Here is a 14,133-nt window from a genome sequence, read left to right on the forward strand (position 1 = left end):
GATGGCTCCTTTAATTTGAGCTGCCCAATGTAACAGCTTCTTGGGGCCCTTCTTCCCATTCAACGCTGCCCCGGTAAGCGTGCCAGCTGGCATGACCCAGCCATGGCCCGACCAAGATGATGCCCAAGGCCCAAGGCCACAGGGCCGCCAACACCAAGACACTGAGCAGCAAGCCCCACAGCAGCATCACCCCGGGGTGCGAAAAAACCACCCGCATGCTCGTCAACACCGCAGAAATGGCGTCGGTGTCGCGGTCCAGAATCATGGGAATCGACACCACCGACAGGCCATAGACCAGGGCAGCAAACACGCCTCCCACGGCCAGATAAACCAGGATGAATTCGAGGTTTTGTGGGTTGAACACGGCCTCGATCACCCCCGTGGTCGAGGGCATGCCCGTGTTGAAGAAAACCGCAAACACCACCAGCGATGCCCTGCCCCACAGCAGCTCCAGCACCATCAGGACCAACACCAACATGGCCATGCTGCGGATGTGCTGGTCCCAACACATGAGCGAGGTGGCCATGTCGGGCAACTCGCCCCGCTCGCGCTTGCGGCTGACCTCGTACAGGCCCATGGCCAAAAAAGGCCCGACCAGCAAGCAGCCCGAAACCAGCGACAAGGTGTACTCGGGCTTGTGTTTGAACACCAAGGCCAGCACCTGTGCCATGCCCCAAAAACACAAGCCATAAAACAGCGCGATGCCCGGGTGCTGTCGCAGGTCCAGAAGGCCCCTTGCCAACCAGCGAAAAGGGTCTGCCCAGCCCAGAGGCCGCATGTGCGAGCGTGGCCCTTCGGGCGGTGGTGGCACATAGGGCGCCGCCATCGTGGGCAGCTCTGCATCAGGGTCGTGGGACTGTTTGGCAGCGGTCATGGCAAAGAAACGGATTCAAGCATGGAAAGCCCTCAGGTTACTGCCACTGCCAAGCTTTGAACAGTCAGGAAAGCCCCCAACGAAGTGGGTGCGCGGCGCAAAAATGCGCCTCCGTGTCACCTGCGCGATCAGGCCGTGGGCAAATGCGTCTGTACAGCTTGATGCAAGTCAAGGATCAGGTCCTGCGCGGACTCCAGACCCGTGGAAAAACGCACCAGTGTTCCGGCCTGCAGGTGTGCGGGCCAAGCCTGGCGCATGGCTGCGATGTCGTAGGGCACGACCAGGCTCACGGGGCCGCCCCAGCTGTAACCGATCTTGAAAAGTTTCAGGCCATCGCAAAACGCGTCGACCTGGGCTTGGCTGTAACGGGCGTCGATCATCACGCTGAACAAGCCCGCTGCCAGTCCCGTGCCAGGCACACGGTCACACAGGGCTTGCCAATGCGCATGGCCAGGCGCCCCTTCAAAAGCCGGGTGCAACAGTTGCGCACATTGTGGCTGGCTTTGCCACCAAGCGGCCAGCGCTCGGGCAGTCTGGTCGTGGGCTCTGTACCGCAGGTCAATGCTGGGCAATGAGCGCAGCACGGTCTCGGCATCGTTGGCGGCCACACCCAGACCCAGGCGCATGTGACAAAGCTTGATTTTCAGGTGCAAGGCCGCATCGCGGGTGATCACGCTACCCATGAGCACATCGCCGCCACCGCTGGGGTATTTGGTGAGCGCATGGGCGCTGATGTCCACCAACAGACTGCCCTGCGCGCCTGCACCGTCGCCCAGCAAATCAAAGGGCTTGAAGGCCAGGCCCGCACCCCAGGTGTTGTCGAGGGCACACAACACGCCGCGTGCGCGGCACTGGCGCACCATCTCGGGCAAATCGGGAAACTCCATGCTCACCGAACCCGGGGCTTCAAGCCAAACCAGCCGGGTGCGGTCCGTGATCTGCCTGGCGAGATCCTGCGGGTCCATCGGGTCGTAAAAGCGGTGTGTGATGCCGAAATGGCGCAACTCGCCATCGGCCAGCGCCTTGTTGGGGCCATAAGCGTTGTCCGGGATCAACACTTCGTCGCCGGTTTTCAGCACCGCCAGGGCCACCAGGGCCAGAGCCGCCAGGCCGCTGGGCACCAACACGCACTGCTGTCCCCCTTCCAAACTGCACAGACGTTCTTCAAGCAAGTAGGTGGTGGGCGTGCCGTGCAGCCCGTAGGTGTAGGCGGACTTGTCTTTCCACTCACGCTGGCGCATGTCGGCCACGGTCGGGAAGTACACCGTTGAAGCCTTGAAGACGCCCGGCTGGGGGGCCTCAAAACCGGGGGGCGGCGTGTAGGGGTGGTGGATCAGGCCAGTGGCCATGTGGGCGAAAGAGGCGTTTGGGGATTCTGCTTGCATTCGCGCATCCTAATGCAAACAGCCTCCCGAAGGAGGCTGTTGAAAGACGATACAGGGTATGTCCGAGTGTGCTCAGACGCTCCACTTTTCCAGGAGTTTTTCCGGGCGCATGTTGTCATACGGCTCGAAGGGCTGGTGAATCCAGGGGTTGGTGGGCAAATCTTCGACCGAGTAATCGGGCTTGAAGGTGGACACGCCTTTGGTCCAGATCACGGCGGTGCGCAATTCGGTGACCGGCTTGTAGTTGTTTTTCAACTGGTCCACCACGGCACGCAAGGTGTGGCCCGTATCGGCCAGGTCGTCGACCAGCAGCACTTTGCCAGCGATCTCGCCCTTGGGGGTGGTGATGTAGCGGGCGATGTCCAAGTGGCCCTGGACCGCGCCGGCTTCAGCGCGGTAAGAGCTGGTGGACATGATGGCCAAGGGTTTGTCAAACACGCGCGACAAGATGTCGCCAGGGCGCATGCCGCCACGGGCCAAGCACAGGATGTTGTCAAATTGCCAGCCAGATTGGTGGATCTTGATGGCGAGTTTTTCGATGAGGTTGTGGTACTCGTCGTAACTCACGTACAGGTGCTTGCCGTCTTCGGTCAACATGGGGTGAACTCCAGTGAAAAATCAGTGTGGGTGAAAAAGTCGTCGAAGGAAATCAGGCTGCAAACGGGTTGTGCAGCAAGATCGTGTGGTCACGGTCCGGGCTGGTGGACACCACGTGCACGGGCACACCCGTGACTTGGGCGATGCGGTCCAGGTAATGACGGGCGGTGGCGGGCAACTTGTCCATCTCGGTCACGCCCACGGTGGTTTCGGTCCAGCCGGGAATCACTTCATAAATCGGTTTGCAGCGGGCGATCTCATCCGCGCCCATGGGCAGGATGTCGATGACTTCGCCATCCAGCTCGTAGCCGGTGCACAGCAGCAGCTCTTTCAAGCCGTCCAGCACGTCGAGCTTGGTGATGCACAGGCCACTCAAACCGTTGACCTGGGCGCTGCGCTTGAGCAAGGCCGCATCGAACCAGCCGCAGCGGCGCGAACGACCGGTGGTCACGCCTTTTTCAGCCCCCACGGTGGACATGTGGTAACCGGGTGTGCCGGGGGTTTCCCAGTCGAGCTCGGTGGGGAATGGGCCACCGCCCACGCGGGTGCAGTACGCCTTGGTGATGCCCAGGATGTAATGCAGCATGCCCGGGCCGACGCCCGAACCGGCTGCAGCATTGCCCGCCACGCAGTTGCTCGAGGTCACAAACGGGTAAGTGCCGTGGTCCACGTCGAGCAAGGTGCCTTGTGCACCTTCGAACAGCAAATTGGCACCCGCCTTGTGGGCGTCGTTCAGTTCGCGCGACACGTCGGCCACCATGGGCAACAGCGCTTTGGCATATGCCATGGCTTCGTTGTACGTGGCGTCAAAATCAACAGGCGCCGCACCCAGCACATTGACCAACACTTCATTGTGCAAAGCCAGGTTTTCGCGCAGCTTGGTGGCAAAACGCTCGGGGTATTTCAGGTCTTGCACCCTCAGGGCACGGCGCGCCACCTTGTCTTCGTAAGCGGGGCCAATGCCACGGCCTGTGGTGCCGATCTTGGCGGTTCCGGCTTTTTCCTTGGCGGCTTCACGACCCACATCCAGTGCCACGTGGTAAGGCAAGATGAGCGGGCAGGCCTCGCTCACGCGCAGGCGTGAACGCACCTCGACCCCGGCTTTTTCAAGGCCTGCAATTTCTTCGAGCAGTTTGGGCACCGACAGCACCACACCGTTGCCGATGTAGCACTTGACGCCAGCGCGCATGATGCCGCTGGGGATCAGGTGCAAGGCGGTTTTCACGCCATTGATCACCAAGGTATGGCCTGCGTTGTGGCCGCCTTGAAAACGGACCACGCCCTGGGCGCTTTCGGTCAGCCAGTCGACCAGTTTGCCTTTGCCCTCGTCGCCCCATTGGGTGCCCACGACGACCACATTACGGCCTTGCAACTTGTTCATGCTTGAAATGTTCTTTCTCAAAGAGCCTGTACCACCCACTGCCCGGCCGCTTCTGTCAGCTCTCGGTCGCAATGGAATTCGTCAACTTCGCTTTCGTGCCCGGGCAGGACGCACACCACGGTTTCACCCTGGCTGCGCAAAGCGGCAATGGCCGTGCGCAAACTGGCCGAATGGCCCCACGGCGCACGGATGGCTGCCCGCAAAGCCAAGGGCTGGACAGCGGCCACCAATTCTTTCAAATCCAGGCTAAAGCCCACGGCGGGCCGGTCACGGTCAATGCGGTGACCGAATACAGCGCCCACGCCGTCGTAACGACCGCCGCGGGCCAGCGCATCCGATGCGCCCTTGGCATAAATGGCAAAACGCATGCCGCTGTAGTAGGCGTAACCCCGCGAGTCACCCAGATCGAAACTGACGGCCACGCCCGGAATTTGCTCGGCCAGCCAGCGCAGCTGGCTCAAGGCCTGGGTGATGGCCGGGGTTGCGGGCAGGCGGCGGGCAGCCTCGTCCAGCACACGGACGTCGCCATACAAATCCACCAGCGCCAACAAACCGTTGCGCGAGGTTTCAGACAAGCCGCTGGTCAGACGGGCAATGGCGCTGGCGTCCTTGATCGCCAAGGCCGCATGGATGTCGTGCCGCAGCGCGTCCGACAGGGTCTCGGACTGCAACAGGCTGTTGACAATGCGGGCGTCGGCCAGGTCCACCTGCAAATCACCCAAACGGGCGGCACGCAGGCAGTCCAGCGCCAATTGCAGAATTTCCAGATCGGCCTCGGGCCCGCCGTGGCCATAGATTTCGGCCCCCAGCTGCAGAGGTTCGCGGGTGGCATGGGGGCGTGCGGGACGGGTGTGCAAAACGGGGCCGCAGTAGCAAAGACGGGTCAAGCCGGCACGGCCGAGCAAATGCGCATCAATGCGGGCCACCTGGGGGGTGGTATCGGCACGCAAACCCAGCGTCCTGCCCGACAGCTGGTCGACCAGCTTGAAGGTCTGCAAATCCAGCGCCTCACCCGTGCCGGTGAGCAGGGACTCCAAATGCTCCAGCAGCGGCGGCATGACCAACTCGTAGCCATAGCCACGGGCGGTATCGAGCAGTTCGCGGCGGAGTTCTTCGATGTGGCGAGCCTCGGAGGGCAAGACATCGGCAATGTGATCCGGGAGGACCCAAGCAGACATGGGAATGGAGGGGGACGATTAAAAACGAGATTTTACCGGCTTGAAAGCCCGTTTCCGGGTTTGCGTTCAGGAAACAAACCAGAACAGCAACAAGCCAGCGATGACCATGGCCATCCCAAAGAAGCGGATTTGCCCGTCTTCGAGCTGCAGCAGCTGCTCAAACAGGCGTCGCCACTTCCATGGCGACACCATGGGCATCAAGCCCTCCAGGATGAGCATCAGGCCCAATGCCAGCAGGAAGGCGTCAAGCAAGATTTACTTCCGGGCAGGCGTGTTGCCCGGTGTGCCGCGCATGCCTTTGAAGAACTCGGAGCTGCCCGGGTCGAGCACCATCACGTCGCTCTTGCTGGCGAAGCTGGATTTGTAAGCCTCCAGACTGCGGTAAAACTGCGCAAACTGGGGGTCACGGCCAAAGGATTCGGCGTACAGCCGCGCTGCCTGCGCATCGCCCTGCCCTTTGATCTTCTGCGCATCGCGGTAAGCGTTGGCAATGGTCACTTCGCGTTGGCGGTCGGCATCGGCGCGGATTTTTTCACCCTCGGCCGCACCCGTCGAGCGCAGTTCGTTGGCCACGCGCTTGCGCTCGGCCTCCATGCGTCGGTAGACCGACTCGGTGATGGTGTCCACATAGTCTGCGCGGGTGATCCGCACATCCACCACATCGACGCCCCAGGGCTTGGCGCCCTTGACCACCAGCAGCACGGCAGCTTTCACATCGTCCATCAGCTCTTCCCGCTTGAGGGACAGCAACTCCTTGACCGTGCGCTTGTTGATTTCTTCCTGGAAAGCGTTGCGCACCACGCGGTTGAGCTGATTGGTGCCGGCCTTCTCGTCCAGGCCCACGTTGCGAATGTAGGCCTGCGGGTCGGTGATGCGCCAACGCACATACCAATCGATCACCACACGCTGCTTTTCAGCCGTGAGCATGGGCTCGTTGTCGGGGCTGTCCAGCGTGAGCAAGCGTTTGTCGATGTAATTGACGTTTTGCAGCGGCGGCGGCAACTTGAAGTGCAAGCCGGGCTCGGTGATGACTTCCTTGATCTGACCCAAGGCATACACCACGCCGAACTGGCGCTGATCGACCACAAACACGGTAGAGCTGAACAGCACAAAGGCCACCAGCAGCGTCGAAATCCACAATCCAATGCGATTCATTTTCTTTGTCCTTATCGTGGATCGCGGTCACGCGAACGCTGCAGATCACGTGAACGTGTGTCCACAGTCCCGTTGTTGGCCGCATTGCCATTGCCATTCACTGGCCCAGCGGCGGGAGCGTCCACAGCGGGAGGCGCCGTTGCGGCCACTTGCTGCATGATTTTGTCGAGCGGCAGGTACAAGAGGTTCGAGCCCTGTTTGCTGTCCACCAGCACCTTGGTCACGTTGCTGTAGATCTGTTGCATGGCGTCGGTGTACATGCGGTCACGCATGACTTGGGGCGCTTTCTGGTATTCGGGCAAGATGGTCTTGAAGCGCTGGGCATCACCTTCGGCTTGCGCCACGATGCGTTCACGGTAAGCGTCAGCCTCTTCCTTCAGGCGCGAAGCGGCACCCACAGCCCGGGGCACCACATCGTTGGCATAGGCCTGGGCTTCGTTCTTGGCGCGTTCGCGTTCCTGACCTGCTTTGAGCACATCGTCAAATGCCGCCTGAACCTGCTCGGGAGGACGCACCCCGCCTTGCTGCAAGTTGATGCCCACCACCTCGATGCCCACCTTGTAGCGGTCCAAAATGGTCTGCATTTTTTCACGGACGCGGGGGGCGATCTGGTCGCGCTCTTCGGCCAGTGCCGAGTCCATTTTCATTTTGCCCACCACCTCGCGCACCGCCGTTTCGGCAGACTGCACCACGGCCTCGGTCGGGTTGCGGCTCTCAAACAGGTAAGCACGGGCGTCGTTCAAACGGTACTGAACGGCAAACTTGATCTCGACGATGTTCTCGTCCTCGGTCAGCATGGCCGACTCGCGCAGACCCGTGGCCTTGATGATGCTGTCGCGGCCGATGTCCACAGAGCGGATTTGGGTCACGAACACCAGCTCATGACGCTGGATGGGGTAAGGCATGCGCCAGTTGAAACCGGCACCCACCGTCGAGTGGTACTTGCCAAATTGGGTGATCACGGCTTGCTGGCCTTCTTGCACAATGAAGAAGCCTGTACCCAGCCAGACCAGCAATGCGGCCCCCAGAATTACACCCAAGCCCAGGTTTTTGAAGAAAACCGGGATACCGGGGCCGCCAGAGCCACCGCCCGAGCCGCCGGGGCCTTGCGGTCTTTGCGGGCCGCCCTTGCCACCAAACAACTGACCGAGCTTGCGGTTGAAATCACGCCACAGCTCGTCCAGATCGGGTGGACCATTGGGTTGTTGCTGCGGGCCACGACCGGGTGGCTGCTGCCAGGCGTCGGGTTTGGGGCCGGTTGGCGGCACATCGCCCGCAGGCTTGTTACCGGCATCGGGGCTGGATTTGTCGTCGTCCCGACCCCAGCGTGGGTCATTCAGGTTGAACATGCCTCGGATCTTTGCCGGGAGCAAGGACCATCGCAGGGCTGGCAGGTGAAAATTCATGGTGAAGTGTCTTTGTCAGAATGACGAATCCGCATTGTGCCGAATTCGGAGGGGCTTCAAGGCAGATCACCCGGATATTCCCGGGACAAGTCACGGGGATCTGCGGGCTCAGGAACGGATGCGGGCAAGGCAGCCTTGACGATCTCCGACAGGGCCGACCGGAGCACATCCAACCCCTGACCCGATCGGGCGCTCAGGAAAACACGGGGCACAGAGACGCCGTCCAGCTCGTACTGGTCCTGCATCTGCAAAGGGTAACGCTCAGGGGTCAATGCATCGAGCTTGTTGAACACCAGCAATTGCGGCACGTTGTCAGCGCCGATTTCGGCCAGCACTTTTTGAACCTCGGCCATCTGCTCCGGGAAATCCGGGTTGGCCGCGTCCACCACATGCAACAGCAAATCGGCCTCGGTCGCCTCTTGCAGTGTGGCCTGGAAAGCCTCGACCAGACCGTGCGGCAAATCACGGATGAACCCTACTGTGTCAGACAAGGACACCGAGCGCCCCGCTTCGCCCAGATACAGCTGGCGCGTGGTGGTGTCCAGGGTGGCAAACAACTGGTCGGCCGCGTAAGCACGGGCCTTGACCAGGGCATTGAACAGCGTCGACTTGCCCGCGTTGGTGTAGCCCACCAGCGAGATGTTGAAGGTGTCCCGCCGCTCGCGCTGCCTGCGCTGGGTATTGCGCTGCTTTTTGACCTTGACCAGACGCTCTTTGATGCGCTTGATCGAGTCGTTGATCATGCGGCGATCCAGCTCGATCTGGGTCTCGCCCGGGCCGCCGCGCATACCGATGCCGCCGCTTTGGCGCTCCAGGTGTGACCAGCGGCGCACCAGGCGGGTGCTCAGGTACTGCTGGCGGGCCAGCTCGACTTGCAGCTTGCCTTCGTGGCTGCGGGCACGTTGGCCAAAGATTTCAAGGATCAGCAAGGTGCGGTCGTTCACGGGCAAGCCGATGTGACGCTCCAGATTGCGCTGCTGCGCTGGGCTCAGGGCCTGGTCGAACAAGACCTCAAGCGCCCCGTGCATCAGGGCCAGTTCCTTGATCTCGTCTGCTTTGCCACTACCCACAAACAGCGCCGGGTCCGGTGCCTTGCGCTTGCAGGTCAAGCGGGCAACGGGTTTGAGCCCGCCGGATTCGGCCAGAAGGCCCAACTCTTGCAGCTCGCCATCGAAATGCGGCAGCCCAAAGTCAACGCCGACCAATAAGGTCGGCGCGGGCTGGCGGGAAGATGTTTCAGACAATGTCAGCAACCTGCAGCGGTGGCTTCAAACCGCTGCCGCACAAAAAAGCATCAAGCGGTGATTTCACCCGTTTCGGGTGTGCTGAAAGTCACAGAACGACCGGGAACGATGGTCGAGATGGCATGTTTGTAGACCATCTGGGTCACGGTGTTGCGCAAGAGCACCACATACTGATCGAAAGATTCGATCTGGCCTTGCAGCTTGATGCCGTTGACGAGGTAAATCGAGACCGGCACATGCTCGCGGCGCAGGGCATTGAGGAAGGGGTCTTGCAGAAGTTGACCTTTGTTGCTCACGATATTCTCCGTGTTCAGAAGTTTTGAAGCTGCCACCTTACCACAGGGCAAAGGGCCGACATTCAGGAAAAATGGATTTCCTCAAATATCAACTGGATTCTTTGTCCGCATAGGGATTGGTGGATGTTTTCATTTCAATCCGCAGCGGTGTTCCCGACAAATTGAAGGCTTTGCGAAAACGCCCTTCCAAAAAGCGCTTGTAGGTGTCGGTGACGTGCTCCAGCGAATTACCGTGGATCACGATCACGGGCGGGTTCATGCCGCCTTGGTGGGCATAACGCATTTTGGGGCGGAACATGCCGCCACGCTGCGGGCTTTGGAATTGCACCGCCTCCAGCAGCAAGCGCGTGAGGATCGGGGTGCTCATCTTGCACATGGCCGATTTGTGGGCTTGCACAATCGAGTTCCAGACCGGCCCCAAGCCCTGGCGCTTCTTGGCCGAGATGAAGTGCATGTTGGCAAAGCTCAAAAAAGGCAAACGGTTTTCAATCGAGCGCTGCACCAACTGGCGCTGGTAGTCGTCGACCGCGTCCCATTTGTTCACCGCCAGCACCATGGCGCGGCCGCTTTCCAGCGCATAACCGGCGATGTGGGCGTCCTGGTCGGTCACGCCCTGCTCCGCGTCAAGCAAAAGCAGGACCACGTTGGCCGACTCGATCGCTTGCAGGGTTTTGACCACCGAAAACTTCTCGATGGCTTCAAACACCTTGCCCTTGCGGCGCAAACCAGCGGTGTCGATCAGCTCGAATTTCTGGCCCTGGCGCTCAAACGGCACACTGATCGCGTCGCGCGTGGTGCCCGGCATGTCAAAAGCCACCAGGCGTTCCTCACCCAGCCAGGTGTTGATCAGGGTGGACTTGCCCACATTGGGGCGACCGGCCACGGCCAGTTTGATGACCGAGGGGTCTTCTTCGGTCTCTTCGGGCTCGTCGGGTAAATGCAGTAAATCGAAGGCCAACTCCACCAGGCCACGTGTGCCCTGCCCGTGCGCGGCCGAAATGGGGATTACTTCGCCCAAACCCAGTTCGTAGAACTCGGTCAGCTGGATGCCTTCAAGCATGCCTTCGGCCTTGTTGGCCACCAGCAGGCAAGGTTTGCCAATCTTGCGCAGGTATTTGGCAATGTCGTGGTCTTGCGCCGACAGGCCGCCCCGGGCGTCGACCACAAAAATGACCACATCCGCTTCGGCCACCGCCTGTTGGGTCTGCTTGGCCATCTCTTTGTAGATGCCGCTGCTCGCATCGGGCTCGAAACCGCCCGTGTCGATGACGATGAACTCCTGACGGCCTTGTTTGCCATTGCCGTAATGGCGGTCGCGGGTCAGGCCCGCAAAATCGGCCACGATGGCATCCCGGCTCTTGGTGAGGCGGTTGAACAGCGTGGATTTGCCCACATTGGGGCGGCCAACGAGGGCCAGTACAGGTTTCACTTAAAAATTTTCCGATCCATCATTCAGGGCGAAATCCGAAGACGCCCCCGGCGCGTGTCACCACCACCAAAGTTTGGCCAGCAGCGACGGGCTTGCCGGTGATGGCGCTGCCATCCGTGCTCAAACGCTGCAAAGCCTGTCCGTCCTGGCGCGACAGGAAGTGCACTAAGCCGTTGTCATCACCCATCACCACCGAGCGCCCCAGCACCAAGGGCGCACTCAGACCACGAAAACGCAAGGCATCCTGCGTCCAGGCGGGCTGTCCGCCTTGACGCTGCCAGGCCAGCACCTTGCTGTCCGACTCGACACCAAACACCAGCTTGTCGTCCCCGTCCAGGCCTTCATGGCCCTGTGCCGGGCGCGTCCACAACGTGGCGCCCCGGCTGCCATCGACGCAGGCTACCGACGACTGGAATGCCCGCACGCACACGGTTTGACCCTGCCGACTGGCCCCAGCGACCAGGTCCACCAGGCGTTCCACCTCGTTGGTGCCACGCGACGAGCCCACCAGCGTTTCCCACAGGACACCGCCGGTATTGGGATTCAGGGCGGCCAAACGTCCGCCCCAACCGGCCAGCAAGGTGTCGCCCAAAGGCATCAACAAGCCGGCTTGTTGCAAGACCAAGGGGTCGCCTGTGCGCTGCTGGCTCCAGAGTTTCTGGCCCGAGGCGCCGTCGAGCGCAGTGACCGCACGGTCCGCGGTCAAGACAAACACGCGAGCGCCTGCCACGACGGGCGCGGTGTAAGACAAAGCGGGCAAGCGGTAACGCCAAACGACCTTACCCGCCTCCATGGCGACCACCTCGTTGTTTCGGGTGATCACGGCAAAACGCTGACCGTCACCGCTGACGCCCGCCTGGATGGGGCTGTCGAGCTGGAGCCGCCAAACGTCCTTGCCACTGGCGGCATCGATCAAGGCCACCTGCCCTTGGGTGGAAGCCACCGCCACCTGATCGCCATGCACAGAGGCGAACAAGGGCGTCGTCACAGGCCCCACGGTGTTGGACCAGGCTTTTTGCACGGCCAGTTGGCCGCTGACGGTGGGCAGCGCAGCGGGCTTGGGTTTGTCGGGCGCGCTGGAGCAAGCAGCGATCGAGAGGGCCAAGGCCCCCAGCAGGGTCCAACGGGTGCAGGTGTGGGAGAAAACAGTCATCACTTGGAGGTCTCCGAAACAGCGGCCGCATCGGGATCGATGCCCAGGGCATTGAGTTTGGCCTGGACCAAACGGCGGTAATCAGGGGTGTCGGCCAATTTTTGCCAGGCTTGCTGGTAAGCCGCAATGGCTTCGGCATTCTGACCTTTGGCTTGCAGCACATCGCCGCGCAAGTCGGCCGCCAAGCCGGACATCTCGGGCGTGAACTCCAAAGTCAGCTGCTTCAAGGCCTCGTCGTAGGCCTTGGCATCGAGCTGCAGCGCCGCCAGACGCAAACGGGCAATGTCGCGGTAGGCTTTGTCAGAGGCCCCGTTGGCCACCCAACTCAAAGCATCTCGCGCGGCTTCCGTCTTGCCTTGGGCATACAAGGCTTTGGCTGCGAGCAAAGCCGATTGCTGGGCAAACTGGGTGCTGCCGAACTTGTCTTTCATGTCCGCCAAGCTGCGCTCGACCCGGCCGATGTCCGCTGCAGCCACAGCGCGCTCCACCTCGTCATACAACGCAGCCGCCTTGGTGGCCTGAGTCCGCTGCCAGTACTGGTAACCGTTCCAGGCGGCGTAACTGCCCAAAACCGCGATCAGCACCCAGGAAATCAGATTGCCCCAGGTGCGCCAGAAATGCTTGATCTGGTCAAGTTGTTCTTGTTCTTCAAGGTCGAGTGCTTTGGCCATGGTGTGTTTACTGCTGTTTGCGCATCAAAGCGAAGATTGTAGGGTGTGGGCCCAGTGGGCCACGTCGCTCAGAGGCTCGGTGCGCTGGGCACCCGCACCGTCGCGCAGCGATTTGACCGCCACCAGCCCTTGAGCCAGCTCTTCGGCCCCAAAAACCAAGGCAAAACGCGCACCCGAGGCGTCGGCTTTTTTGAACTGGGACTTCATGCTGCCCATGCCTTCGCCACTGCCCGCATGCATTTGCGCCGACACGCCGCAGGCGCGCAGCGTCTGCAGCACCTGCATGGCCACGGGCAAGGCGGCGGTTTCGGGGATGATGGCGTAGACATCGGGGGCCAGATCGGGCAAGGCCTCGCCCTGCTCTTTGATCAGTTCAAGCACCCGCTCGACGCCCAAAGCCCAGCCGACCGCAGGCGCAGGCTTGCCGCCGACCTGCTCGATCAGGTAGTCGTATCGGCCACCACCGCAGATGGTGCCTTGCGAGCCCAGGCTGGTGGTGATGAACTCGAACACGGTGAGGTTGTAGTAGTCCATGCCGCGCACCAGGCGCGGGTTGATGCTGTAGGCGATGCCGTTGGCGTCCAAAATCGCTCTGACCGCGTTGAAATGCGCCAAAGAGGCCTCACCCAAAAAGTCGAGCAAACGGGGCGCCGCCTCGACCACGCTTTGCATGGCCGGGTTTTTGGTGTCCAGAATGCGCAGCGGGTTGCTGTGCAGGCGGCGCTTGGCTTCTTCGTCCAGCACATCGCTGTGCTTTTCGAGGTGGGCGATCAGCGCGGCGCGGTGGGCCTGGCGCTCGGCGGGTTGGCCCAGGCTGTTGAGTTCCAGACGCACGTCTTTCAGACCCAGCACCTTCCACAGGTCATGGGCCAGCAAGATCAGCTCGGCATCGACCTCAGGACCGCCAAAACCCAGCACCTCGGCACCGATCTGGTGGAACTGGCGGTAACGGCCGCGCTGTGGGCGCTCGTGGCGGAACATGGGGCCCATGTAATACAGGCGCTTGCCGCCTTCGTACAGCAAGTTGTGCTCGACCACCGAGCGCACCAGACCGGCCGTGCCCTCGGGACGCAGGGTCAGCTGCTCACCATTCAGGCGGTCTTCAAAGGAGTACATCTCCTTTTCAACAATGTCGGTCACCTCGCCCAGGCCGCGCACAAACAGCGCAGTGGGTTCGACGATGGGCAAGCGCACATTGCGGTAGGCGTAACGCGCCATCAAAGCGCGCACCTGGCCCTCCAGCCACTCCCAGCGGGCCGAGTCGGGCGGCAGGATGTCGTTCATGCCTTTGACGCCCACCAGCTTCTGGGCTTTGGCCGTTTTTTCGACTTTGGGGGTGTTTTCTTTCAGCGCTTCGCTCATTT

Annotated in this window: 14 protein-coding genes; all 14 read right to left on the reverse strand. The window is 61.4% G+C overall.

What is annotated here, in order from left to right; genetic code table 11:
• Positions 1 to 10: 10 nt before the first annotated feature.
• The 14 genes from ACZ5RT_RS10585 to hisS all read right to left on the reverse strand — a co-directional run bounded on the left by ACZ5RT_RS10585 (position 11) and on the right by hisS (position 14,131).
• Complete coding sequence (locus ACZ5RT_RS10585) at positions 11 to 874, reverse strand: DUF2189 domain-containing protein (protein WP_291923539.1); 864 nt, start codon at positions 872 to 874, stop codon at positions 11 to 13.
• Positions 875 to 1,002: 128 nt separating this feature from the next.
• Positions 1,003 to 2,259, reverse strand: a complete 1,257-nt coding sequence (locus ACZ5RT_RS10590; protein ID WP_464452413.1) for a PLP-dependent transferase — start codon at positions 2,257 to 2,259, stop codon at positions 1,003 to 1,005.
• A 72-nt stretch (positions 2,260 to 2,331) separates the two neighbouring features.
• Positions 2,332 to 2,856, reverse strand: a complete 525-nt coding sequence (locus ACZ5RT_RS10595) for a phosphoribosyltransferase (protein ID WP_464452414.1) — start codon at positions 2,854 to 2,856, stop codon at positions 2,332 to 2,334.
• Between the two features lie 52 nt (positions 2,857 to 2,908).
• Positions 2,909 to 4,237: an adenylosuccinate synthase gene (locus tag ACZ5RT_RS10600; protein WP_291923530.1), complete on the reverse strand. Its 1,329-nt coding sequence runs from the start codon at positions 4,235 to 4,237 to the stop codon at positions 2,909 to 2,911.
• 17 nt (positions 4,238 to 4,254) lie between these two features.
• Positions 4,255 to 5,415 (reverse strand): ATP phosphoribosyltransferase regulatory subunit, encoded by a 1,161-nt coding sequence (locus ACZ5RT_RS10605; RefSeq protein WP_464452415.1) that lies wholly within the window; start codon positions 5,413 to 5,415, stop codon positions 4,255 to 4,257.
• Between the two features lie 66 nt (positions 5,416 to 5,481).
• Positions 5,482 to 5,667 (reverse strand): DUF2065 domain-containing protein, encoded by a 186-nt coding sequence (locus ACZ5RT_RS10610; protein WP_108426384.1) that lies wholly within the window; start codon positions 5,665 to 5,667, stop codon positions 5,482 to 5,484.
• Between the two features lie 3 nt (positions 5,668 to 5,670).
• Positions 5,671 to 6,570, reverse strand: coding sequence for a protease modulator HflC (hflC, locus tag ACZ5RT_RS10615; protein ID WP_291923522.1), 900 nt, complete (start codon positions 6,568 to 6,570; stop codon positions 5,671 to 5,673).
• Between the two features lie 11 nt (positions 6,571 to 6,581).
• Positions 6,582 to 7,976 carry an FtsH protease activity modulator HflK gene (gene hflK, locus ACZ5RT_RS10620; protein WP_464452416.1) on the reverse strand — a complete coding sequence of 465 codons (1,395 nt, stop codon included), beginning with the start codon at positions 7,974 to 7,976 and terminating at the stop codon, positions 6,582 to 6,584.
• A 56-nt stretch (positions 7,977 to 8,032) separates the two neighbouring features.
• Entirely contained in the window at positions 8,033 to 9,220 is a 1,188-nt protein-coding gene (gene hflX, locus ACZ5RT_RS10625; RefSeq protein WP_464452417.1) for a GTPase HflX, read from the reverse strand.
• A 50-nt stretch (positions 9,221 to 9,270) separates the two neighbouring features.
• Positions 9,271 to 9,516 carry an RNA chaperone Hfq gene (gene hfq / locus ACZ5RT_RS10630; RefSeq protein ID WP_062404412.1) on the reverse strand — a complete coding sequence of 82 codons (246 nt, stop codon included), beginning with the start codon at positions 9,514 to 9,516 and terminating at the stop codon, positions 9,271 to 9,273.
• 88 nt (positions 9,517 to 9,604) lie between these two features.
• Complete coding sequence (der, locus tag ACZ5RT_RS10635) at positions 9,605 to 10,945, reverse strand: ribosome biogenesis GTPase Der (RefSeq protein ID WP_464452418.1); 1,341 nt, start codon at positions 10,943 to 10,945, stop codon at positions 9,605 to 9,607.
• A 19-nt stretch (positions 10,946 to 10,964) separates the two neighbouring features.
• Complete coding sequence (gene bamB, locus ACZ5RT_RS10640) at positions 10,965 to 12,098, reverse strand: outer membrane protein assembly factor BamB (protein WP_464452419.1); 1,134 nt, start codon at positions 12,096 to 12,098, stop codon at positions 10,965 to 10,967.
• The gene (locus ACZ5RT_RS10645) at positions 12,098 to 12,769 is read right to left on the reverse strand and encodes a YfgM family protein (RefSeq protein WP_422169275.1); all 672 of its coding nucleotides are present in this window, start codon (positions 12,767 to 12,769) and stop codon (positions 12,098 to 12,100) included. Before ACZ5RT_RS10645 ends, bamB begins: the two co-directional genes overlap by 1 nt.
• Before the next feature lie 24 nt (positions 12,770 to 12,793).
• Positions 12,794 to 14,131 (reverse strand): histidine--tRNA ligase, encoded by a 1,338-nt coding sequence (gene hisS, locus ACZ5RT_RS10650; protein ID WP_464452420.1) that lies wholly within the window; start codon positions 14,129 to 14,131, stop codon positions 12,794 to 12,796.
• Between the last annotated feature and the right edge of the window lie 2 nt (positions 14,132 to 14,133).

The sequence above is a fragment of the Limnohabitans sp. TEGF003 genome (genome assembly GCF_055395455.1).

Excerpts from the sequence above, each read along its gene's own strand:
- ACZ5RT_RS10585 (WP_291923539.1), bottom strand. The coding sequence starts at position 874 with ATGACCGCTGCCAAACAGTCCCACGACCCTGATGCAGAGCTGCCCACG.
- ACZ5RT_RS10590 (WP_464452413.1), bottom strand. The coding sequence starts at position 2,259 with ATGCAAGCAGAATCCCCAAACGCCTCTTTCGCCCACATGGCCACTGGC.
- ACZ5RT_RS10595 (WP_464452414.1), bottom strand. The coding sequence starts at position 2,856 with ATGTTGACCGAAGACGGCAAGCACCTGTACGTGAGTTACGACGAGTAC.
- ACZ5RT_RS10600 (WP_291923530.1), bottom strand. The coding sequence starts at position 4,237 with ATGAACAAGTTGCAAGGCCGTAATGTGGTCGTCGTGGGCACCCAATGG.
- ACZ5RT_RS10605 (WP_464452415.1), bottom strand. The coding sequence starts at position 5,415 with ATGTCTGCTTGGGTCCTCCCGGATCACATTGCCGATGTCTTGCCCTCC.
- hflC (WP_291923522.1), bottom strand. The coding sequence starts at position 6,570 with ATGAATCGCATTGGATTGTGGATTTCGACGCTGCTGGTGGCCTTTGTG.
- hflK (WP_464452416.1), bottom strand. The coding sequence starts at position 7,976 with ATGAATTTTCACCTGCCAGCCCTGCGATGGTCCTTGCTCCCGGCAAAG.
- bamB (WP_464452419.1), bottom strand. The coding sequence starts at position 12,098 with ATGACTGTTTTCTCCCACACCTGCACCCGTTGGACCCTGCTGGGGGCC.
- ACZ5RT_RS10645 (WP_422169275.1), bottom strand. The coding sequence starts at position 12,769 with ATGGCCAAAGCACTCGACCTTGAAGAACAAGAACAACTTGACCAGATC.
- hisS (WP_464452420.1), bottom strand. The coding sequence starts at position 14,131 with ATGAGCGAAGCGCTGAAAGAAAACACCCCCAAAGTCGAAAAAACGGCC.